Source organism: Marinitoga sp. 1138 (genome assembly GCF_013363265.1).
GTDB classification, from domain to species: Bacteria; Thermotogota; Thermotogae; order Petrotogales; family Petrotogaceae; genus Marinitoga; species Marinitoga piezophila.
The window spans coordinates 15,394-37,925 of record NZ_LBFA01000005.1; the positions used below are offsets into that span (position 1 = coordinate 15,394).

The following is a 22,532-nucleotide window of genomic DNA, read 5'->3' on the forward strand; positions in this document are numbered from 1 at the left end:
GGATTCGCCTTTTATAATTATATTTTATATTTTTCAAAAAATTCTTCTTCTGTCATTATTGGAATTCCAAATTTCTGTGCTTTTTGTAGTTTGCTTCCTGCATTTTTCCCAACTACCAAAAGGTTGAGCTTCTTAGTTACTGTATCTTTAAAAATACCTCCATTTTTTTCAATTAACTCTTTCAATTTACTTCTTGGCATTCTTTCCAATTCACCTGTTGCACATATTGTCATTCCAGAAAAGACACCTTCTGTATTTTCTTCTGTTTCATATGTTAGAGAAACTCCAGCTTCTTTTAATTCTTCTATAATTTCTTTTACATGTGGATCTTTAAAGAAATCATAAATCTGTTGTGCAATATCTTCTCCAATTCCTTCAATTGCAAGAAGTTCATCATAATTTGCATTCATAAGATTATCTATTGTTTTAAATTTTTTAGCAAGATCTTTTGCTATTTTTTTACCAACATTGGGAATTCCTATAGCATATAATACTCTATCTAATCCACTATTTTTTGAATTTTCAATTTGTTGAAGTATATTACTTATCATCTTTGGCCCAATTCCATGACCTAATGTTGCAAGTTTAAAATGGTCCAATTTGTACAAATCGGGTATTTTTTCAATTAATTTTGCTTCAACCATTCTGTCAATTAATTTTGGGCCAAGCCCCTGTATATTCATTGCATCTCTTGAAACCCAAACTTCAAGATTTCTTTTTAATTTTGCTTTACATAAAGGGTTTAAACATCTTATAGCTACTTCCTCAGGATTTAATTTCCCAACCTTTCCACCACATACTGGACATTCTTTTGGTTCTTCTATTGGAATTTCATTACCTGTTCTTTTTTCTGCGAGCACTGTAACAACTTGAGGAATAATTCCTCCTGCTTTTTCTATTTTTACATAATCCCCAATTCTTATATCTCTTTCTTTTATATATTCAAAATTATGCAAACTTGCCCTTTGAACAGTAGTGCCTTCTAAAAAAACAGGTTCAAATATGGCAACGGGAGTTATTACTCCAGTACTACCCACCTGATATTTTATGTCTTTTACTTTAGTTATAGCCTGTTCTGCAGGAAATTTAAATGCTATAGCCCACCTTGGAGAACGAGCGGTATTTCCAAGAATTTGTTGTTCTTCAAAACTATTAACTTTTATTACAACGCCATCTACATCATAATTTAACTTTGCTTTATTTTCTGTCCAATATTTCCAGTATTCGATAACTTCATTTATATTTTTAGCAAGTTTTGTATTTTCATTTATTTTAAATCCTAATTTTTTTAAATATTTTAAAGCATCAATTTGAGTTGTTATATTGTAATTTTCCGGTGAAATTATATAATATATATATGAATCAAGATGTCTTTTGGCAACTTCCGAGGTATCCAATAATTTAATTGTTCCAGCAGTTGCATTTCTCGGATTTGCAAATACTTGAAGACCTTCACTTTCCCTATATTCATTTATTTTCAAGAATTCTTTTTTGGGCATAAATATCTCGCCTCTAACTTCAATAGTTACATCTTCAGAAAGTTTTAAAGGAATACTTCTTATAGTTTTTACATTATCTGTTACATCGTCGCCTGAAATTCCGTTTCCCCTCGTTATAGCCTGAACTAAATATCCATTTTCATATTTTAAGGCTATTGATATACCGTCAATTTTTAATTCACAGGAATATTCGACATTTTCTTTGTTTAATAATCTTTTGACTCTATTATCAAAGTCTATTATTTCATTTTCATTATATGTGTTGTCAAGACTGAGCATTGGAATAGAATGCTGAACAGTTTTAAATTCACTGATAATTTTACCGCCAACCCTAAAAGAAGGTGAATCAGCTGTAATTATTTCAGGATATTTCTTTTCTATTTGAAGTAATTTTTTAAATAATTTATCATAATCCGTATCGCTTATAATAGGATTATTCAACACATAATATTGATAATTATGTTTTTCTATAACTTTTTTAAGTTCTTCATATTCCTTTTTTATGTCTTCTGGTATCATCTTTTTTCCTCCATACTTCATTAATGTTCGTCAATTATATTTATATTTTCTATTCCTTCTAAATATGCCAGTTGTTTCTGAAGTTTGGATAATACTTTTGGTTCAATCCCTTTGAATATAAAATACAACAAACCATCATTTTTTTGAGAAAAATCTACATTCTTTAAAATTAGATCTTCATTATTGTTTAATATATCAAGTATTCTTTTTATAGTTTTATTATCTTTTACAGTAATTTCAATAGTTGTTTCGTCTGTTAGGTGTTTTGAAAATTTATTAACGTATAGAATAATTAATGTTGCTATTAACGCCGAAAATCCTATAAAATATTCTCCTGCACCAAATGTCATTCCAATTGATGCTGCAACCCACAATGTAGCAGCTGTTGTAAGACCTTTTACTTTATTTCCATTCTTTAAGATAGTACCTGCTCCCAAAAAACCTATTCCCGAAACGATTTGAGCTGCTATTCTTCCAGGATCTCCCATTTTTGTTACCGGATCAAAAAATACATAGATTGAAAGTATTGTAAGAATACATGATCCGAGAGATAATAAAGCATGTGTTCTAATTCCTGCTGGTCTATTTATTTTTTCACGATTATATCCAATTGCTGCTCCGGCAATTGTTGCAAAGAATATTTTTAATATTACATCATATGTTAAAATCATTTATTCCACCTCTTCTATAACTACCATAGTTACAACGTAATGTTTTTCATGAGAAATAGATATATGTATATTCTTTTTGCCAAATTTTTTGAATAGATACTCTTTTGATTCTTCAATTATATAAGGCTTACCAATTTCATTATTTAAAATAGCAATTTTTTTTAATGGAATATATTCTCCAAATGCTTTAATAAGAGATTCTTTTAAAGAGAATCTCCCGGCAACAAATTCTTTTTTTCGTCGTTCTCCATTAAATTTTTCAAGGATTTCCAATTCTTTATCATGCAATACTTTTTTCTCTAAGCCTTGAGAAATTCTATCAATTTCAACGATATCAACACCTATTCCTTTGATCATTCAAATTCCATCCTTATTTCATCACCAGGATTAAGTTTTTCATTAAAACTGAATATTTCTTTGTTATTTATATATATTTTGTATTTTGTAAAATTTGATACATCAAAATCTATATGAGTAAATAAATCCAATAAACGTATTTCTTTTTCTCTTTTTTCTACTTTCAAATGCATATCATCATATACTTTACTGTTTATATTTACTCTCTTTTCTCTGTCCTTTACTATTATTTCTTCTAAAGGTAATTCTATTGGTGAGCCGTTTAAAACTATACTCATAACTTTTTCGGGATTAACATCTATAAAATCTTTTATTAATGGTACTTCTACCATTTGCGTATATAATTTATCGTTATCATATATTTCATCAAAATCATTCAATATTTCATTTTTTCTCATTAATACTTTACCAACAGGTATTTCATAAAATTTGTCATTGATAGAGAATTTTATTGTTTTTGATTTTAATTTGCTTTTTAATTCTTTTACAAGAGGATTCCTTATTTCAAATTTATCGCCATCATGAACAATATCTTCTAAATTTACTTCTTCATTGTTTTTATATACTCTGGGATAGATAGAATATAATTCGCCATCAATAAATATTTTATAAGGTTTTATAATCTCTTTCACAGTTGGATAATGAATCTTTCCATCTTGAGGTTTACCAACCTCCAATACATCACCAGGTTTAACAGGACTTTTTAAATCTGCTTCTTTTCCATTTATTTTTATAGGTGCTTCTTTACCTTTTTCTCCCGGCAAGAATTTTAATTCACCATTTATTTCATACGATATCGCAGGTGCCGGTTTTCCAACAATATCATTTATTCCAAATCCAGCCTGTAATAAAACCTGCATTACACTTAATTCTCCACCAACAAGCATCATATTTATTGGCTTATCATTTACTATAATTCTTGCAAAAACATTCCCTTCATTTTTATGTGCAACATATGCAATTCCAACAGGTGTAATAAATTCGCTTCCTTCAAGTGTTTCATCAGTTAAAAATTCAACATATTCTATATTTTTTATATCCTTTAAAGTAATTCTATTTCTGGAAAGGTTGAGTTTTAATGCAAGTTTATCAATAAATTGCGGTACTTTCCCTCCACCACCAACAACCATAACAGCTATTGGAGGTTTTCCATTTAATTCAAGTATTTTTTCTGCTATTTTTGAAGTTATTTCCTCAACTACAGGTTCGATAATTTCAAGAATTTTTTCTTTTGAAATTTCCTGTTCAAAATCAAGTATATCTTTGTATGTAAATACATCTTTTTCCTGATTATTTAATTCTCTTTTTAGTCGTTCTGCTGTTTTAAAATCCACTAATAATTCTTTTGAAATGGCTTCAGAAATTTCATCTCCTGCCATTGGAACCATACCATATCCGATTATTGTTCCATCTTTTGCTATTGCAATATCGCTTGTTCCAGCTCCTACATCAACCATGGCGATATTTAATGTTCTTAAATCTTCCGGAACAATTAGATTCATAGCTGCTATAGGTTCAAGAGTAATGTGAACTGGCTCTAAATCATTTAATTCTAAAACGGCAAGCATTGCATCAACAACATTTTTAGGCAAAAATGCTGCAATAACCTTTGCCTTTGCTTTTTCACCTTTTTGTCCTTCTAATTTTTTTATCCATTCTCCATCTATTTCATAATATAATACAGAATAACCTACGCAATAGAAATTTTTTTCTATTTCTAAATTTTTAACTGCATCTTTTACTGCTTCCAATTCCAATGTCTTAACGGTATTATAATCAATATAATTCATGTTAGAAATTTCCATTTCATATTCGCCTATTGTTGTTACTAAAAACCTTCCTGCAAGAGCAACGGCTACATTTTTTATTTTGGATTCATCATCTATGTTTTCTTTTAATTGTTTAATTATCTTTTCAACACCTTTTGAAACCTTTGTAACATCATGTATTTGTCCATCAAGCATTGCACGATTTTCATGTTCTTTTACGGCAAAATTTTCTATAATAATTTCTCCATCTTCTGTCATTTCTGATATTATTCCAACTATAAAGCGTGTTCCTATATCAAGAGCAAACATTTTTACACCTCCACGTAGGTAACTCCTGTACCCCCTTCATTATCATTTCCTAATCTGAAAGATTTTATTCTCCTATTTTTTCTTAGATATGCCCAGATTCCCATTGCAAGTTTTCCGGTACCTTTCCCGTGAATAATATATCCACCTTTCATATTAGAGGCTATTAAATCTGATATGAATTTTTCTATTTCTGGAATTGCGTCTTCTACTGTATAACCTCTAATATCAATTTCATTTTTTATAGGTTTTAATACCGGAATATGCATAGAATTTTTTTGATTTTTATTTTTTTCGTCTTTACTTTTTTCTAATTTGATTTCATCTGGAGAAACAGTCAATTCAAATGGTTTTTCAATAAATTTTACCTGTATTTTATCTTTTAAAATTTTTATTACCTTTGCCTTTTCACCACCAATTAATACTACATCCCCTATATTTATATTATTTTCATTCTTTTTATTATTGTTTTTTATCTTAGTTTTTTCTAATTCTCTTTTTTTCTTTTCAATTTTTTTATTTAAATCCTTAATTTTGTCTATATTCTTTTCGTTTTTCAATATGGAAATATAATTTTCTACATCTTTTTTTAGATTTTTTAGATATTCCTTATACTCTTTTATTTCTTCATCAATTTTTTCTAATTCTCTTTTCTTAATTATTTCCAATTGTTCTTCAAGATTTCTTTGAAGTTGTATAACTTCTTTATGCTTTTGTTTATGTAATTCTTTTTCTTTTTCTAATTCTTCATATATTTGCGAAAGATTTTCTATTATTTTTTCATCATATACCTGTTCTTTACTTAAAAAGTTATTGGCTTTAACCAATACATCATGAGGAAGCCCAAGACGTTCTGCAATATCAATTGCATGTGATGCACCTGGGACACCTATTAATAACCTGTACGTTGGAGATAATGTATTTTTATCAAATCCCATAGAAGCCGATAATAATCTTTCATTTTCTATAGAGTACATTTTTACTGCGGATAAATGTGAAGTAATAAAAAATGTGCTGTTTAATTCGAGAAGTTTTTCTATTATGGCTATTGCTAAAGCGGATCCCTCAATAGGATCAGTTCCCGTGCCAAGTTCATCAATTAATACCAATGTTTTTTCATGTGCATTATCCAATATATTTTTTATATTTTTCAAATGCGAAGAAAAAGTACTCAATGTTTGTTCAATACTTTGTTCATCACCAATATCAGTAAAAATATTTGTTATATATGGGATATTCGCCATTTCCGCAGGTACTGGATATACAGCATGAGAAAATACAACGCTTATCCCTACAGATTTTAAAACTACAGTTTTTCCGCCTGTATTTGGCCCTGTAATAATCATTCCAGACTTATCTTTAGGTAATTTTAGAGTTACTGGAACTACCTTTTCTTTTTCTATTAAAGGATGTCTTATATCGGAAAGATATATATACTTTTTATTTTTCTCTGGTTTTGAAAATACATATCTATTTTCTTTAGCGTATTTTATTCTAGCCTGTAATGAATCAATATACTCAACTATACTTATAGTTTTTTTTACTTTGGGAAGTATTTTTACAAGTTTAAGGTATATTTCACCTAAAATCCTTGATATTTCTGCTTTTTCCTGAGCAAATAAATCAGAAAGTTCAGCATTGAGTTTTCCTACTTCATACGGTTCAATATATACCGAAACTCCTCTATCTGAATATGCAATAATAGAACCATTTATTTTATTTTTATATTCACTTCTTATAACTATGCAATATCTATTATTTTTTACAGTAGGCTGTTGAATACTTACATATTTTTGATATTTTCCTATTATTCTTCTTAAAGTTACAGAAATGCTTTTTTTATTATTTTCTATTCTTTTTCTTATTCGTCTCAATAAATCGCTTGCGGAATCTTTTACATTCCCATCTTCATCAATAGCTTTATATACAATATCAATAAAATTATCTGTTTCAGGAATAGAAAATATTAAATCCTGTAAATGAGTATATTTAATAAGATTTTTTCTATTTTCTTTATATAAATTTTGTGTCTGAGAAAGAAAATCAGCAATTCTTTTATATTCAATTGGATCTAAATATGTACCATTTTCAACTTTTTTTATTTCATCATATATTATAGGGATTCCGCGAATATCAAATTCACCGTATTCATATATATAATTATTAATCTCATCTATTATTTTGTATTCTTCTTCAATTTTTTCATAATCTTGGAAATATTCAAACTCTTCAAGTATATATCTTTTTCCATATCTTGAAGAGGCTTTTGAGGATATTAAATTTAGTATTTTATCTATTTCAAGATCTTTATATGTTTTGGAATTCATATTTTATTAAAAAGACACCTCCAGAGCTATATTAAGAGGAAAATAATTGATAGTTGCCATTTTATTATCAGTAGAGAAATATCTTGACTCGTATCCACCCAATAACATAATATTGAAATTAGAAAATTCATATGACAATCCAAGATTAATGTTTATTATTGTAGAAAGAGTTTTAAACTCATCTTCTGTATGCATTCCACCAACTGCTAATACATTGAATTTTGTATTAAATAAAAAATCGGTGTTATATGTTGTAATTATCCCGATTTCATAACCAGTATCTTCTATAATTGCATTTAAATCTTTTAATTGTGTTTGTGATATATTATCATAAACTGTATAACCAAAATATGGACCAAATGACATTTCTGGAGAATCTTCTGCTGGAAAGAGCAAACCTATTCTAACTGTATAATAATCAAAGTTTTTAAATGTATCATCCCAACCAGCTATATCAATAGATGTAGAAGATGCAGTAATTCCATATGTTCCCATAACAGCTATGTTAATAGTAAAAGCAGTAATGGCAACAACAAATATAGAAATCAATAATAAAACTTTTTTCACTTTCAACGCCCCTTTCATTTTGTTTTATGGGTAATTCCTATTTTTTCTCTTAAATACTCTGGTTTTACTATATATTCATCTAATAATTCTTTTCTTGTTCCCTGAGGAATAAATTCATCGTTAGCTCCTAATTCTACTAATGAATCTATATTTATTTTATTCTTTATAATATATGTTTTTATTTCTTCATTAAATCCGCCTTTTATCGCATTCTCCTCTACAATAAAAATATTTGTATTATCCTTTATATATTCTTTTAAAATCCCTTCATCAATTGGTTTAACGCTTCTAACACCAATAATTGTTGCATTAAGTTCATCCCATAATTCTTTATATTCTTCAATTAATTGTCCAACAACAAAAACGATATTTTCTTTTGATTCTTCTTTTATTACTTTCCATTTTTCATCCACTAATTCTAAATTATTTATTATATCTTTTATATCTATATATTCTCCACCTCTTGGAAATCTTATAAATGTAGGTTTTTCCAGATCGTTTTCCAATACGGTATATAGCATATTAGCTAAATCCTGGGCATTTAATGGTGTCAATATTTCAATATCTGGCACCAATCTCAAATAAGATATATCAAATACACCATGATGAGTTGGTCCGTCTTCTCCAACGATACCAGCTCTATCGAGCAAATATAATACAGGAATTTTTTGTAAAGCTATATCATGAATAATTGAGTCAAATGCTCTTTGCATAAATGATGAATATATATCAACAATTGCGAATGTCCCTGCAAGTCTCGTCGCTCCTGCAGCTGTAACTATTGATGGTTCTGTAATTCCCATATCAATAACCTTTTCAGGATATCGGGACTTTAAAATATTTAACCCTGTTCCTTCCTCCATAGCAGCGGTAAAGGAAACAAAATTATATTTCTCACCTAATTCTTTAAGAACATTACCAACTACCTTACTATAAGAAAGTTTTTCTGATTTTTTATTGCTCACTCCATGATATTTTGTTGGATTTTCTTCAGCAAAGTCCATTCCTTTACCTTTAATGGTTTTTAAATGTAAAATACATGGACCATCATCATAATTTTTTATAAATCTAAGATATTTTTCAAGGGATTTTATATCGTGCCCGTCTACTGGACCATAATATTTTATTCCCATACCTTCAAATATACTCATTGCTTCATTATATACTGTATGTTTAATACCATCACGTATTTTTTTCAATGTGTGTTCAATATCCTGACCAACTTCTGAACTTTCAAGAGTATCTTTTATTTTTTCCTTTATTGCATAATAATCATTTGATAATCTTACTTTATTTAAAATTTTTGCAATAGCTCCAACATTTTCTGAAATAGACATTTCATTATTAACAAGTATTATTTTTATTTTAGAATGAAGTGATTTTAACTGATTTAATGATTCAAGTACCATACCACTGGTAAATGCACCATCACCAATAATAGCGATAATATTCTTATCAATATTTTGATTTTTAAACCCTATTTCATATCCCAAAGCAGCAGAAATAGAAGTGCCAGCATGCCCAGCACCAAAATAATCATATTCACTTTCGAATATATTTGTAAATCCACTAATTCCATTTTTCTGTCTTAATGTTTTAAATGCTTCCCATCTTCCAGTTAGTAATTTATGTATATATGCTTGATGACTTGTATCCCAGATAACAATATCCTCTTTCGGGTCAAAAATTCTATATAGTGCAAGGGTTAATTCAACCACTCCAAGATTTGAGGCAAGATGTCCTGTATTTTTTGTAACCGTTTCATATATATAATTCCTTATTTTATTCGCTAAACTCTCTAATTCTTCATAATCCATTTCCCGTATCTTGTGGTACAAAGGGTTTTCCATATCCATCCAACCACCTCTATAGCCTTTTAAATTCTTCTTTTGCTATTTTATCTAAAATACCGTTTATAAATTTGGCACTTTTTTCATTGGAATATTTTTTTGCTAATTCAACAGCTTCATCAAGAATAACCTTAGGCGGAATATCCTTTCTTTTTTCTAACTCAAATATTGCAAGTCTTAAAATAGTTTTTTCAATATTTGCAACTCTATCAAAATCCCAATTAATAAGATATTTTTTTATATATTCATCATATCTATCTTTATTTTCCAAAATATTTTGTAAATAAATTTCCCCTTCTTCAAATAGGTTTTGAGGGACCTTTTTTTCTTTTAAAAGGTCCCTCAATAAATCTATTACATTTTCATATTCTATACCCTCAATAAAATCAAGTTGAAATGTCGCTTCTAATACTGCTTCTCTAACATATCTTCTTTTTGGAATCAATTTTCAACACTCCCATTTTCATCTTCGATTTTTTCATAGTCTATTTCTTCTTCAATTTCTGGTTTTTCTGCTTCTTCTAATTCTTCATAATTATCTTCCGTAGAAGAAATAATTAATCCATCAAGAACAATATCAACATTTCTTACAGGCACTTCTGTCATTTTTTCTACTTCTGATTTTAAGAATTCCTGTAAATCTTTTGCAAATTTTATTATGCTTTCTCCATATTTTGCTTTTGTTTTTACGAATACAGATATTGTTCCATCATCATTTTCATTTACTTTAATTAATTTTGCTAAATCTCTTTCATTTAAGTCTGCACCTTCAACATTTTCTTTAAAAAATAATTGATACGATTTCATGGCCAATTCTTTTAATGCACTATCAGTGAAGGTTAATTCACCAAATTGATTTTTTTCATACATGGCCATATTATCCCTCCCTTCTCAGGCTCTTTCAATATATTCACCGGTTCTTGTGTCTACTTTTACTTTTTGTCCCACTTCAACAAAAAATGGAACTGTTGTTTTTAATCCTGTTTGTAAAATTGCTGGTTTTCCTCCTCCTGAAGCAGTATCTCCTTTGAAATTCGGTTCTGTTTCAACTACTTCAAGCACCACAACTGTTGGTAATACTATTCCAACAGGTTTTTCATCATAGAATGTTAAAGTAACTTCAAGATTATCTATTAAATAATCTTTAGCATCAGCAACATCCTCTTCTGATAATAAATATTGCTCATATGTGTTTAAATCCATGAATACATAACTATCTCCATCATGATATAAGTATTCAGCTGGTCTATATTCAAGAGCAGCTTCTTCAACCTTTTCACCAGAGTTGAAATTTTTATCTATTACATAACCTGTTTTTATATTCTTTAATTTTGTTTTTATTATTCCACTACCTCTACCTGTGAAATGTTTCTGCATTCCTAATACTCTGTATAATTCCCCATCTAAAAGTATAATCATTCCTTTTTTTAAATCTCCAACTACTACCATTCTCACATTCCTCCTATCTTTTTTCTTTTTTATATTATAATAAGATTTTTATCAAAAGTTGTTAATAATTCATAACCATCTTCTGTTACCAATACATCATCTTCAATTCTTATCCCAACTTCTCCTGGAATATAGATTCCCGGTTCTATTGTAATTATATCACCAGGTTGTGAGGTTTCAGTTGATAATTTAGATACTCTTGGACTTTCATGAACTTCAAGCCCTACTCCATGTCCAAGTCCATGTGAGAAATATTCACCATACCCTGCTTCAGAAATAATGTCTCTTGCTATCTTATCTATTTCAGAATATGCCAATCCAGGTTTTACACCTGCAACAGCAGCTTTCTGTGCCTTTAAAACTATTTCATATATTTCTCTATGTTTTTCTGAAATTTCACCAATAGCAATGGTTCTTGTAATATCTGAATTATAACCATTTGCATATGCTCCAAAATCAATTACTACCAATTCACCTTTATTAATAGTTTTATCTGATGCAATCCCATGAGGTAAAGCACCTCTTGGACCTGATGCAACTATTGTTTCAAATGCATAAGTGTCTGAACCGAAAATTTTCATATTATATTCAAGTTTTGCTGCAAATTCTTTTTCTGTCATTCCTAATTTAAATGTATCCAATGTTTCTTGCAAAGCTTTTTCAGCTATTTCAACAGCTTTTTTTATATATTCTACTTCTTCCATTGATTTTGTTCTTCTTAATTCCAATAAAAGTTCTTCAGCTGGAACAAATGTATATTTTTCAAATTTCATTAATATATTTAAATATATATGAGAAGAAACAGTGTTAGCTTCAAATCCTATTTTTGCTCCTTCAGGTAATTCAATAAGTTTTTTTATTTCTTCTTCCAATTTTCCTTTTAAGATAATTGGTTTTTCTCCTGTTTGTTTTGTAGCCTGTTCTATGTATCTTCCATCTGTCATAAACTTTACTTCTTTTTCTGTTATTAAAACAACAGAAAAAGATCCGGTAAATCCTGTTAAATAGTATGATGATGGTTTTGAAGAGCTTTCAATATTAATAATTAAATATCCATCTAAACCTTTATTTGCCATTTTTTCTCTTAAGAGATTGATTCTGTCAAAAAACATGATCTATCCCCTTTCATAAATATTTTAATAAAACACTAAAATATATTATATCATAGTTAGGCTAAAAAAGTTTTAATTGTTTGGTATTTTTTTGATACTTTCTATGTTTTATTTTTTTCATACTCTTTAATTTATTTTCAAATTCAGTTTTATTTGAAATTTCTTCCATAACCTCTTTTGCACGTGAAACAACTTCTGCCGGTAATCCTGCAAGTTTCGCTACTTCTATACCATAACTTTTATCACTAATTCCATCTTCTATTTTATGCATAAATATTATACCTGATTCTGTTTCCATAACCTTTACTCTTTTATTTAAAATCCCATCATAAAAATCCGCCAACATAGTAAGCTCCATATAATGTGTAGCAAAAATAGTATATGATTTTAAAATCTGATATATATATTCGGATGTCGCCCATGCAACACTTATTCCATCTATTGTTCCCGTTCCCCTTCCAACTTCATCAAGAAGAACAAGACTTTTTTCGTCAGCATTATTTAGAATACTTGAAACCTCTGACATTTCCACAAGAAAGGTTGATTTCCCGCTTACAACATCATCTTTTGCACCTATTCTCGTATATATATTGTTTAATATAGGCATTTCAGCATATTCAGCCGGAACAAATGATCCTATTTGTGCCATTATTGAGATAATTCCAATTTGCCTTAAATATGTAGATTTACCGCTCATATTTGGTCCAGTTAAAATAACAAATCTCTTATTTTCATCAAGCATTATATCATTTGGCGTGAATTGTTCTACAAACCTTTCTACTACAGGATGCCTTCCATTTTTTATAATAAATTTATTATCAGAAAATATAGGTCTCACATAATTATATTTAATCGAGGCTTCTGCAAAACCACGTAAAATATCTATTTTTGAAATATTTTCAGCAAATATTTTAAGTGTTTTTACATATCTTTGTAAATCCCTTATTAAATCTTCAAAAATCCTCTTTTCAAGTTCATCTATCTTCTTTTCTGCTATACTAAATTTTTCTTCTAACTCTCTAAGTTCTTCTGTAATATATCTTTCAGAATTAACCAAAGTTTGTTTTCTTATATAATACCCAGGCACTTTATCGCTGTTTGCTTTTGTAACTTCAATATAAAAACCATATATTTTATTTCTTCCTACTTTAAGATTGGTAATTCCAGTTTTTTCTTTTTCTTTTATTTCTATTTCCTTTAGAAAATCTGAGGATTTTTCAAATATTTTTTTATATTGGTCAAGCTCCTCATTAAATCCTTCTTTTATTACTTTTCCTTTACCAATTTGATTGGAAGGCTCATCTACTATTGCACGATTTAGTAATTCTTTTAATTCAAAAAACTCTTCAAGCGTTTCAAGACCTAACATTAGAAGTAATTCATTTATATATGGAATTACTTCTAATGTTGTTTTTAATGCCGTTAAATCGCGCGGAGTAGCTTTCATTAAAGAAATTCTTGATGCAATTCTTTCAACATCTCTTACAGCAGAAAGATACTCCTTTAATTCTTCCATAACCAGCTGATCATTTCTAAATATTTCCAGAATATCCTGCCTTTCTTCTATTTCTTTTTTTGATATTAATGGCTTTGATATCCACTGTTGAAGATGCCTTGCACCCATTGAAGTTTTTGTAAACTTCAATACATCATATAATGTTTTTCCTTTAGTTTCTTTATTTGGTAATAATCCGAGATTTAAAATAGTCGTTGAATCAAGAATCATATTATTGGATGTTTTAAATCTTTTAGGAAATGAAAAATGCGTTATTTTTTGTTTTTGGGAAACTTCAAGATATTTAAATACAGCTCCAAGAGCATAAATTTCTTCATCATTTAATTTTAGAACATCCGGGTTTAATATTCCATAACTTTCTTTAACTATATCAATATTATTTTTATTGAAATACCAATCTTCTAATTCTTCAACGTACAAACCTGGATAAGAATTTTTGATATTATTTTTTATATTTCTAAGATTGTTTGTTAATAACACTTGCACAAATGAATAGGAAGAAATAAAGTCCATAATTTCATTTTCAGTATATTCAAATGTGTCTATATACAAATCACCTGTACTAAAATCAAAAATCACAAAAACATATCCTTTTTTAGCAGGATATATTAATAACGAATATCTATTATTTTCATCTATCATATTTTCCTCAACAACTGTACCCGGAGTTAAAACCTGAGTAACCTCACGTTTTACTATACCTTTTGCTGTTGAAGGATCCTCCATTTGTTCACAAATAGCCACTTTAAAGCACTGATCAAGCAGTTTTTTTAAGTAATTATCAAGCGCATGATGAGGAATACCGGCCATAGGATGACCATTTCTCTGGGTTAAAGTAATTTGAAGGGCTTCGCTGGTTATTTTTGCGTCTTCAAAAAAGGTTTCATAAAAATCACCTAGTCTAAATAAAACGAGACAATCCTTGTAATCTTCCTTTATTTCAAGATATTGTCTCATCATAGGGGTAAGAGTTTTAATAATATCACCTTCCCATTATTTCAGGGTGCTTTCGCACCCTGAATTTTTACATATAATAATGTTATTAATCAGGGCAAAAATGCCCTGATTAATGTTATTTTATTTAATTTCTTTTCGACTTTTTATTACTTTATCAATTAATCCATATTCTTTTGCTTCTTCAGCAGACATAAAGAAATCTCTATCTGCATCTTTTTCAATTTGAGAAACATCTTTTCCTGTATGTTCGCTTAATATTTTATTTAACATTTTCTTCATCCTTAAGATTTCCTGAGCCTGTATTTCTATATCTTTTGCAGTTCCCTGCGCTCCACCCCAGGGTTGATGAATCATAATCCTTGAATTTGGAAGAGCAAATCTTTTCCCTTTTGCACCAGCAGTTAACAACACAGCACCCATTGATGCAGCCTGACCTATACAAATTGTAGAAACATCTGGCTTTATATATTGCATAGTATCATATATTGCAAGACCTGCTGTAATAGAACCTCCAGGACTGTTTATATATAAATAAATATCTTTTTCTGGATCCTGAGCTTCAAGAAACAGCATTTGTGCTACAATAAGATTAGAAACATAATCATTAACTTCTGAACCAAGAAATATAATTCTATCTTTTAAAAGTCTTGAATAAATATCATAAGCTCTTTCATATCTACCACTTGATTCAACAACAACTGGTATAGGCATGCTCACTGTTCATTCACTCTCCTTATCTTTTCAAAAATCTTGTTTACTGGTATTGCTAATAAAAACATATGGCCGCTATCTGTAAATAATATTGATTTCACACTTTTTCCATAGGTTAAATCTACAAGACTTGTAGTATTTCTATGTTCTTTCTTTAATCGCTTAAAATGGGAGAATTTTTCTGGTATAATTGAATGTATCCTTTCTGCGATAATAAAAGAGTTTTTTGTTACATTTATGATAGCCATATTTTCACCTCCATCCTTTATATTATACACTGAAAATATTAAAAAATCAAAACGGAGGCGATAAAATGAGTGAAAATAATTTTATAGATGAAGTTATTATAACCGTATTCGGAGGCAAAGGGGGCGATGGCGCTGTAAGTTTTAGAAGAGAGAAATTTATTCCAAAAGGCGGCCCTGACGGCGGTGATGGTGGTGATGGCGGTAATGTAATAATAATGTCTACTGTAGAAAAAAACACATTAATGGATTTCAAACATAAAAAGAAGTTTAGAGCTGAAAACGGAAAAAATGGTCAGGGAAAGAAAATGTATGGTAGAAACGGTGAAGATTTAATAATAAAAGTCCCTGTTGGAACCCTTGTATATGATTATGAAACTAATGAATTAATAGCCGATCTTAAATATCCAAATCAATATGTTGTAGTCGCACGCGGCGGAAAAGGAGGAAAAGGAAATATTCATTTTACAAATTCCAGAGTTCAGGCTCCAACTATTGCAGAAAAGGGAATCGAAGGAGAATCAAGAGTTTTAAGATTAGAATTAAAGGTTTTAGCAGATGTTGGAATTATAGGATATCCTAATGTTGGTAAATCTACCTTAATTTCTGTTATTTCACGAGCTCGACCCAAAATAGCTAATTATCATTTTACTACTTTAATACCTAATCTTGGTGTTGTTGATATGGGTGATGGAAATTCTTTTGTTGTCGCAGATATTCCAGGATTAGTCCCTGGTGCTCATGAAGGTGTTGGGTTAGGAGATAAATTTCTAAAACACGTTGAAAGATGTTATTGTTTAGTGCATATACTCGACATTTCAGAAAGCGAAGGAAGAAAAGCTGAAGATGATTATTATACAATACGAATGGAATTGGAAAAATTTTCTGAAGAACTTGCTAAAAAACCTGAAATCATAGCAGTAAACAAAATTGATTTATTACCTGAAGACGAATTAGAAAAAAGGTTAAATAAACTTGAAGAAAAATTGGGCAAAAAAATCATTCCTATTTCCGCTGCTACAAGAAAGAATATAGATTTACTTTTAAATACTATATGGGATACAATCAAAGAAATGCGTATAGATAGGCAAAAACAAATACTTGAATCCTTAAAAAATGCTCCTGATAAAATAAAATTAAAAATTAAACCTGTAGATGTTGATATACCTAAAAAAGTTAGATTTGAAATTATCAAATGGGATGAAGGTGTTTATGAAATTACCGGTCATGATGTTGAAGTGTTATTGAAAAAATATCCTATTGACCAAAAAGATGCAAGGCTGAAGATTTTACAAATACTTGAAAAAAGCGGTTTAGAAAGATTCCTTAAGAAAGTCGGTGTAAAAGAAGGAGATACCGTTTATCTTGGTGATTTCGCATTTGAATATATGGAGTGATATAAATGATTGTAATATTTGGTGGAACATTTAATCCACCTCACATTGGACATAGAATTATAGCCGAATATGCATATGATTATTTAAAACCAGATAAATTTTTAATTATCCCGGCTTATACTCCACCACATAAACTTGAAAATTCAGATATTGCAAATTATGACAAACGAATTGAATGGTGCAAAAATACTTTTCCATCTGAAAGATTTGAAATTTCCAGAATTGAGGAAAAACTTGATAAACCTTCTTATACACTACAAACGGTAAAATTTTTAAAAGAAAAATATAATGACGAAATATATTTATTAATTGGCGAAGATTCACTAATTAGCTTTCATACATGGTATAAATGGAAAGAATTACTAAAAAATGTTACTCTTGTTGTTTATAAGAGATTTTCTGAAAAATTAAAATTTGAAAATTATAATATTGAACATATCTTTTTAGATTCTCCAATAATAGAAATATCTTCAACGAATATAAGAGAAAGAATTAGAAAAAAACTCAGCATTTATGGAATGGTATCAGATTCTATAGTAGATGATATTTTAAAAACTTTTTAGAAAAATGAGGTGAATAAAATTAAATTAGGAATTCTACAATTTCCTCATAAAATAACCCTTTCAGAAAAAGTTTATACTGAATATTTTAAATTTCTAAATAGTGATTCTTCTTATAATTCTATAACTATTAATCCTGAACTTTTTGATTTTGAAATTGAAAAAATTTTAAATAGTTATGATGGTCTAAATGTCACTGTTCCTTTTAAAGAGAAAATAATGAAATATATTGATGTTATAGAAGACGCTTCAGTTTTAAAAGCAATAAATAATATTTACAATAAAATTGGTTATAACACTGATTGGATCGGGTTCATAAATTCATTAAAAGAATCAAATTATAACTTAAATGGAAAAATATTAATTTTTGGCGCTGGTGGTGTAGCACGCGCCATTGTTTATGGATTATACAAATTAGGTATCGATAAAGTCACAGTAATTAACAGAACATATGAAAGGGCTTTAAATTTAAAAGTTGAATTTCAGAAAATTATAAATATTATTCCATATCCGCTGGAAAAATTAAACAATGAATTAAAAGATACATCTATATTTATAAATGCTTCATCGTTAGGCATGTTTAATGAAAAATTGCCTATAGAACCCTCATATTTGAAAAACATTAAACTCGTATATGACGTTGTTTATTATAATACTCCTCTTCAAGAATTGGCAAAAGAATTAAACATAAACCTTATCACCGGTGAAAAAATGTGGTATTATCAGGCTATTGAAAATCTTAAAATATGGAATATATACGATGAATCAAAATTTAAGAAAGCTTTTCAGAACTTCAAAAAATGATATAATATTCTATGAATCTATTTAAATAAGGAGAGATTTTATGGCAAATGTATATTTGAAAAAAGGAATTAAAAGCAGGGTTGTAAATGGCCATCCCTGGATATATGAAAATGAAATAAATGAAATTCAAGGAGAATACGCTAACGGCGAGATAGTAAATGTTTTTTATAATAAGAATTTCATTGGAAAAGGATATATTAACGATAACTCAAAAATAAGAGTTAGACTTTTAACAAAAAAGAATGAAGAGATCGATAAAGAATGGATAAAAGGAAAAATTAAAAAAGCTATCGATTATAGAAAAATGATTTTTGGTAATGAAAATACCTTTAGATTAATATTTGGCGAAGGCGATTATTTCCCAGGACTTATCGTAGATAAATTCAATGATTATTTAGTCATTCAAATTAATACTCTTGGAATATATAAACTCAAGAATCATATTATCGATTCGTTAGTAGAACTCATTAATCCAAAGGGAATTTTCGAGAAAGATGATGAAAAAAGTGCTAAAATAGAAGAATTCGAATACACTGAAGGGTGGATATATAAAACAGGCCCTGAATTGATTCCATTTGAAATCAACGGAATAAAGTTTTTTGCCGATACGCTTGGACAAAAAACAGGATTCTTTTTAGATCAAAGATATAACGCTCTTAAAGTAAAAGAATTAGCTAAAGATAAAAATGTTCTCGATGGATTTTCATATACAGGAAATTTTGGTATCCATGCATTATCTGGTGGTGCAAAACATGTCACATTCCTTGATTATTCTGATAGAGCTTTATTTGTTCTTGAAAAAACTTTAAAAGAAAATAATATCTCAAAGGACAAATACGATTTATATGAAACAAATACATTTGATCAGCTTAGAAAATTTGACGGCGCAAATATCTATTTTGACTTTGTTATTATTGATCCTCCATCTCTAGCCAAGTCAAGAAGTTCAATAAAAAATGCTATAAGAGGTTATAAAGAATTAAATTTAAGAGCTATGAGAATAACAAAAAATGGTTCTTTATTTGCCACGGCATCATGTACACAATTGGTATATGACGAAGAATTCAAAAGAATCATTTTCGATGCAGCTAAAGATAATAAACTATTATTAAGACAAATATTTAAAGGAAATCAATCACCAGATCATCCTGTAGTATATAATATTTTAGAAACAGAATATCTTAAATTCTATATTTTCCAACTTGAAAATATGAAATTGTAATTATTTCTTGTTCTCTATAATCTATAAAAAAACAGCGCTTTCAAAAGCGCTGTTTTTAAATTATAGTTACAAATAGACTCATTATAAGAAATATGAATATCTGAAATTTTATATATTTGAGTTTTTGTTTCCCTAAATCTTCCTGAAAAACCAGAAAATTATTAATAAGAGTAATCAAAATATATAAAATAATAACTGTTTTAATTGACGGACTAACTAAATATAACATGAGTATATTTATAAGAGAGGTTAATCCATTTATTATAAGAAAAGCAAGAAAAAACTTCACTTTATCAATTTTGACTCTTAATATTTTTAGAATTAAAATATTGGCAATCATTTCTAAAGAAATAATCACAAATAACAAAATAGCGGAAAAAATTACTATCTTTTTTAAATCAACTGTATTTACAAAGATTTTAAGAAAACCATAAAAGTGTTCTTTAAAAATAATGTTATTGTTTATATATTCTAAAACAAATGATGTAAATATATATATTGTTCCAATTAGAGTAATAAAAAGAACAAGAAAATCCCATAACTTTTCCTTTAATACTTGATCCATATAATCACCCCATCTTTTAATTCATTTTTTATTATATCAAAAATATACGATTATTAATGTTAAAAAATAGTAAAAAGAACTTTTAATTTTTATTTTCTAATTTATTTCTATTTAAATATGATTTATTGAAACTAATTTACAAAGAAATATATTGTAAAAACGTTTTTTTTGATGTTATCTGAAGTATTTTTATAAAAAAAAACTCTGCATATCCATAATAGATATACAGAGTTTCTTGTAAATCTAAGTATTTCTGAAAACAAGAGGCATTACCTGTTTTTTTCTTGATACAATTCCTTCAAGATAGGATATTTTATCTGAAAAATCACGTTTAAATATTTTTTCAGCCAATTTATATTGACCAGCTGCAAATATATAAGAACCTTCTTTTAAAACATCAGTTAAAAGGAATAAAAATAAGATGTATCCTCTTTCTTCTACAATTTTTTCCATCTCATTTAAAATCTTATCCTTTCTTTTTAAAATACTTTCTACATCAATTACCTCTATTTGAGCAATTGCAATGGTTCCGCGAGATAATCTTGATTCTTTCAAATCTATTGTTAAAATTTGTTTTTCACTAAAATCTTCAAGATCAGTTTTAGCTTTATACATTTCTATACCATAATTTATAGCGTCAAGTTTTAATAAATTTGAAATTTCTTCAACTGCTTTTTTATCTTCATCAGTAGTAGTAGGTGATTTTAAAAGCATGGTATCTGATAATATTGCTGAAAGCATTACACCAGCGATTTCTTTTGGAGGAATAATATTGTGTTTTTTATATAAATCCCATATTATTGTATTTGTACATCCTACAGGTCTAATATGAGCAGTAATTGGAAGCCCTGTTTCCAATCCTCCTAATCTATGATGATCCACAATTTCAAGAATTTCAGCTTCTTCAATTCCTTCTACACTTTGGGATTTTTCCGAGTGATCTACTAATATAACTTTTTTCTGTTTTGGTTTTATCAAATCATGTCTTGTTATAATACCTTTTACATATCCATTTTTATCTACTACAACCGCAACACCTTTCTTATCCTGCATTAATTCCTCTTCAAAATCTTTTAGTATTTCATCAGGTGATGTGGTTAATGGATTTCTGCTCATTATTCTTTCCACATGAGTACTTAGACGTAATAACCTCCCTGCAACATATGTAGGATGAGGAGTTACAACTATCGGAATATTTTTCTCTTCAGCAAGATTTATTATTTTTTTTGAAGGAATAAAATCCCCTGTTATTATTAAACAGCTTACTCCACTCTCCAGTGCTATTTTTTGAACATCTTCCCTATTTCCTGTTATCAATACATCATTCTTTTTTAAGTATCTTTTAACTTCTTCTGCTGTCATTGCTCCAATTGTTGGACAACCCATTAATTTTTTATTTTCATCTCCAACAATTAATTTTGCATCCATTGTTTTTATAATATCTTTAACCTTTGGAGGATTCTCTTCAAGTGTAAAATTCTGTATTTCTTTCAAAAAATTTCTGGCTAATTCTCTTTCAGTTAAAAGGCCTATTAATTTATTCTCTTCATCAACAATTGGGATACTCTTAACATGTTTCTCTAACATCGTGTTTCCAATTTCAAATATTGTTGATTCTCTTTTAGCTAAAACAACATCTTTTACCATTGCATCTTTTACTTGAATGTATACATGTTCTAATAATTCCGGCTTATTTATGCTAAAATAATTCAAAACAAAATTACTTTCAGGATTTATATCTCCCAGTCTATATGGTTTATATGTATTATCATTATCTATTTGATTCTTTAAATAAGCATAAGATATTGCAGCAGCAATACTATCAGTATCAGGACGTTTATGACCTATTACATATATTTCATTTTTCATTTATATCACCTCACAATTTTTACAGAATATAATATCATTTTACCACATAAAAAAAACGGAGCTTACGCTCCGAAATTCCTTAATTTATTTTAAGGAGGATAGGGGTATTATTATGATAATACTAAAATGTTAAGATTAATATCAATTTATTATTCAAGTTCATGTATTATAAATTAAGAAATAAATAATCTTTTTTCAAAAAAAATGTTTTTTAAATTATACAAATAATGATATAATATACAGAGATTAAAAATTTTTCA

At 28.3% G+C, this 22,532-nt stretch carries 20 protein-coding genes; 4 read left to right on the plus strand and 16 right to left on the minus strand.

Features of this window, described 5'->3' with window-relative positions:
• Positions 1-17 precede the first annotated feature (17 nt).
• The 14 genes from ligA to XO11_RS01715 form a co-directional block, all read right to left on the minus strand.
• The gene (gene ligA / locus XO11_RS01650; protein WP_175418068.1) at positions 18-2,018 is read right to left on the minus strand and encodes an NAD-dependent DNA ligase LigA; all 2,001 of its coding nucleotides are present in this window, start codon (positions 2,016-2,018) and stop codon (positions 18-20) included.
• A 20-nt stretch (positions 2,019-2,038) separates the two neighbouring features.
• On the minus strand, positions 2,039-2,689 hold the full coding sequence (locus XO11_RS01655) for an MgtC/SapB family protein (RefSeq protein ID WP_014295756.1): 651 nt from the start codon (positions 2,687-2,689) through the stop codon (positions 2,039-2,041).
• A complete protein-coding gene (acpS, locus tag XO11_RS01660; protein ID WP_014295757.1) occupies positions 2,690-3,046 on the minus strand; it encodes a holo-ACP synthase in 357 nt (118 codons plus the stop codon).
• Entirely contained in the window at positions 3,043-5,124 is a 2,082-nt protein-coding gene (locus XO11_RS01665; protein WP_014295758.1) for a cell division protein FtsA, read from the minus strand. Before XO11_RS01665 ends, acpS begins: the two co-directional genes overlap by 4 nt.
• Before the next feature lie 2 nt (positions 5,125-5,126).
• Positions 5,127-7,448, minus strand: coding sequence for an endonuclease MutS2 (locus XO11_RS01670; RefSeq protein WP_014295759.1), 2,322 nt, complete (start codon positions 7,446-7,448; stop codon positions 5,127-5,129).
• Between the two features lie 6 nt (positions 7,449-7,454).
• A complete protein-coding gene (locus tag XO11_RS01675) occupies positions 7,455-8,015 on the minus strand; it encodes a hypothetical protein (RefSeq protein WP_041638418.1) in 561 nt (186 codons plus the stop codon).
• Between the two features lie 14 nt (positions 8,016-8,029).
• A complete protein-coding gene (dxs, locus tag XO11_RS01680; protein ID WP_148265119.1) occupies positions 8,030-9,871 on the minus strand; it encodes a 1-deoxy-D-xylulose-5-phosphate synthase in 1,842 nt (613 codons plus the stop codon).
• Between the two features lie 10 nt (positions 9,872-9,881).
• Positions 9,882-10,310 (minus strand): transcription antitermination factor NusB, encoded by a 429-nt coding sequence (gene nusB, locus XO11_RS01685; protein ID WP_014295762.1) that lies wholly within the window; start codon positions 10,308-10,310, stop codon positions 9,882-9,884.
• A complete protein-coding gene (locus XO11_RS01690; protein WP_014295763.1) occupies positions 10,307-10,741 on the minus strand; it encodes an Asp23/Gls24 family envelope stress response protein in 435 nt (144 codons plus the stop codon). Before XO11_RS01690 ends, nusB begins: the two co-directional genes overlap by 4 nt.
• Before the next feature lie 15 nt (positions 10,742-10,756).
• Positions 10,757-11,314: an elongation factor P gene (efp, locus tag XO11_RS01695; RefSeq protein WP_014295764.1), complete on the minus strand. Its 558-nt coding sequence runs from the start codon at positions 11,312-11,314 to the stop codon at positions 10,757-10,759.
• A 29-nt stretch (positions 11,315-11,343) separates the two neighbouring features.
• Positions 11,344-12,426, minus strand: coding sequence for a Xaa-Pro peptidase family protein (locus XO11_RS01700; RefSeq protein WP_014295765.1), 1,083 nt, complete (start codon positions 12,424-12,426; stop codon positions 11,344-11,346).
• 61 nt (positions 12,427-12,487) lie between these two features.
• Complete coding sequence (gene mutS, locus XO11_RS01705) at positions 12,488-14,902, minus strand: DNA mismatch repair protein MutS (RefSeq protein WP_254873285.1); 2,415 nt, start codon at positions 14,900-14,902, stop codon at positions 12,488-12,490.
• A 117-nt stretch (positions 14,903-15,019) separates the two neighbouring features.
• The gene (clpP, locus tag XO11_RS01710; protein ID WP_041638420.1) at positions 15,020-15,610 is read right to left on the minus strand and encodes an ATP-dependent Clp endopeptidase proteolytic subunit ClpP; all 591 of its coding nucleotides are present in this window, start codon (positions 15,608-15,610) and stop codon (positions 15,020-15,022) included.
• A 2-nt stretch (positions 15,611-15,612) separates the two neighbouring features.
• Complete coding sequence (locus XO11_RS01715; protein WP_014295768.1) at positions 15,613-15,858, minus strand: DUF370 domain-containing protein; 246 nt, start codon at positions 15,856-15,858, stop codon at positions 15,613-15,615.
• A 65-nt stretch (positions 15,859-15,923) separates the two neighbouring features.
• Here XO11_RS01715 and obgE point away from each other — a divergent pair, with 65 nt between their 5' ends.
• Genes obgE through XO11_RS01735 form a run of 4 tightly spaced genes read left to right on the plus strand, consistent with a single transcriptional unit; the run spans position 15,924 to position 19,838 of the window.
• The gene (gene obgE / locus XO11_RS01720; protein WP_014295769.1) at positions 15,924-17,252 is read left to right on the plus strand and encodes a GTPase ObgE; all 1,329 of its coding nucleotides are present in this window, start codon (positions 15,924-15,926) and stop codon (positions 17,250-17,252) included.
• Positions 17,253-17,257: 5 nt separating this feature from the next.
• Positions 17,258-17,815 carry a nicotinate (nicotinamide) nucleotide adenylyltransferase gene (nadD, locus tag XO11_RS01725; protein WP_014295770.1) on the plus strand — a complete coding sequence of 186 codons (558 nt, stop codon included), beginning with the start codon at positions 17,258-17,260 and terminating at the stop codon, positions 17,813-17,815.
• A gap of 9 nt (positions 17,816-17,824) precedes the next feature.
• A complete protein-coding gene (locus XO11_RS01730; RefSeq protein WP_083635616.1) occupies positions 17,825-18,616 on the plus strand; it encodes a shikimate dehydrogenase in 792 nt (263 codons plus the stop codon).
• Positions 18,617-18,656: 40 nt separating this feature from the next.
• Entirely contained in the window at positions 18,657-19,838 is a 1,182-nt protein-coding gene (locus tag XO11_RS01735) for a class I SAM-dependent rRNA methyltransferase (RefSeq protein ID WP_014295772.1), read from the plus strand.
• 55 nt (positions 19,839-19,893) lie between these two features.
• Here XO11_RS01735 and XO11_RS01740 read toward each other — a convergent pair whose 3' ends face one another.
• Positions 19,894-20,403 (minus strand): hypothetical protein, encoded by a 510-nt coding sequence (locus XO11_RS01740; RefSeq protein WP_014295773.1) that lies wholly within the window; start codon positions 20,401-20,403, stop codon positions 19,894-19,896.
• Between the two features lie 243 nt (positions 20,404-20,646).
• Positions 20,647-22,272 carry a putative manganese-dependent inorganic diphosphatase gene (locus XO11_RS01745; protein ID WP_175418069.1) on the minus strand — a complete coding sequence of 542 codons (1,626 nt, stop codon included), beginning with the start codon at positions 22,270-22,272 and terminating at the stop codon, positions 20,647-20,649.
• Positions 22,273-22,532: the final 260 nt, after the last annotated feature.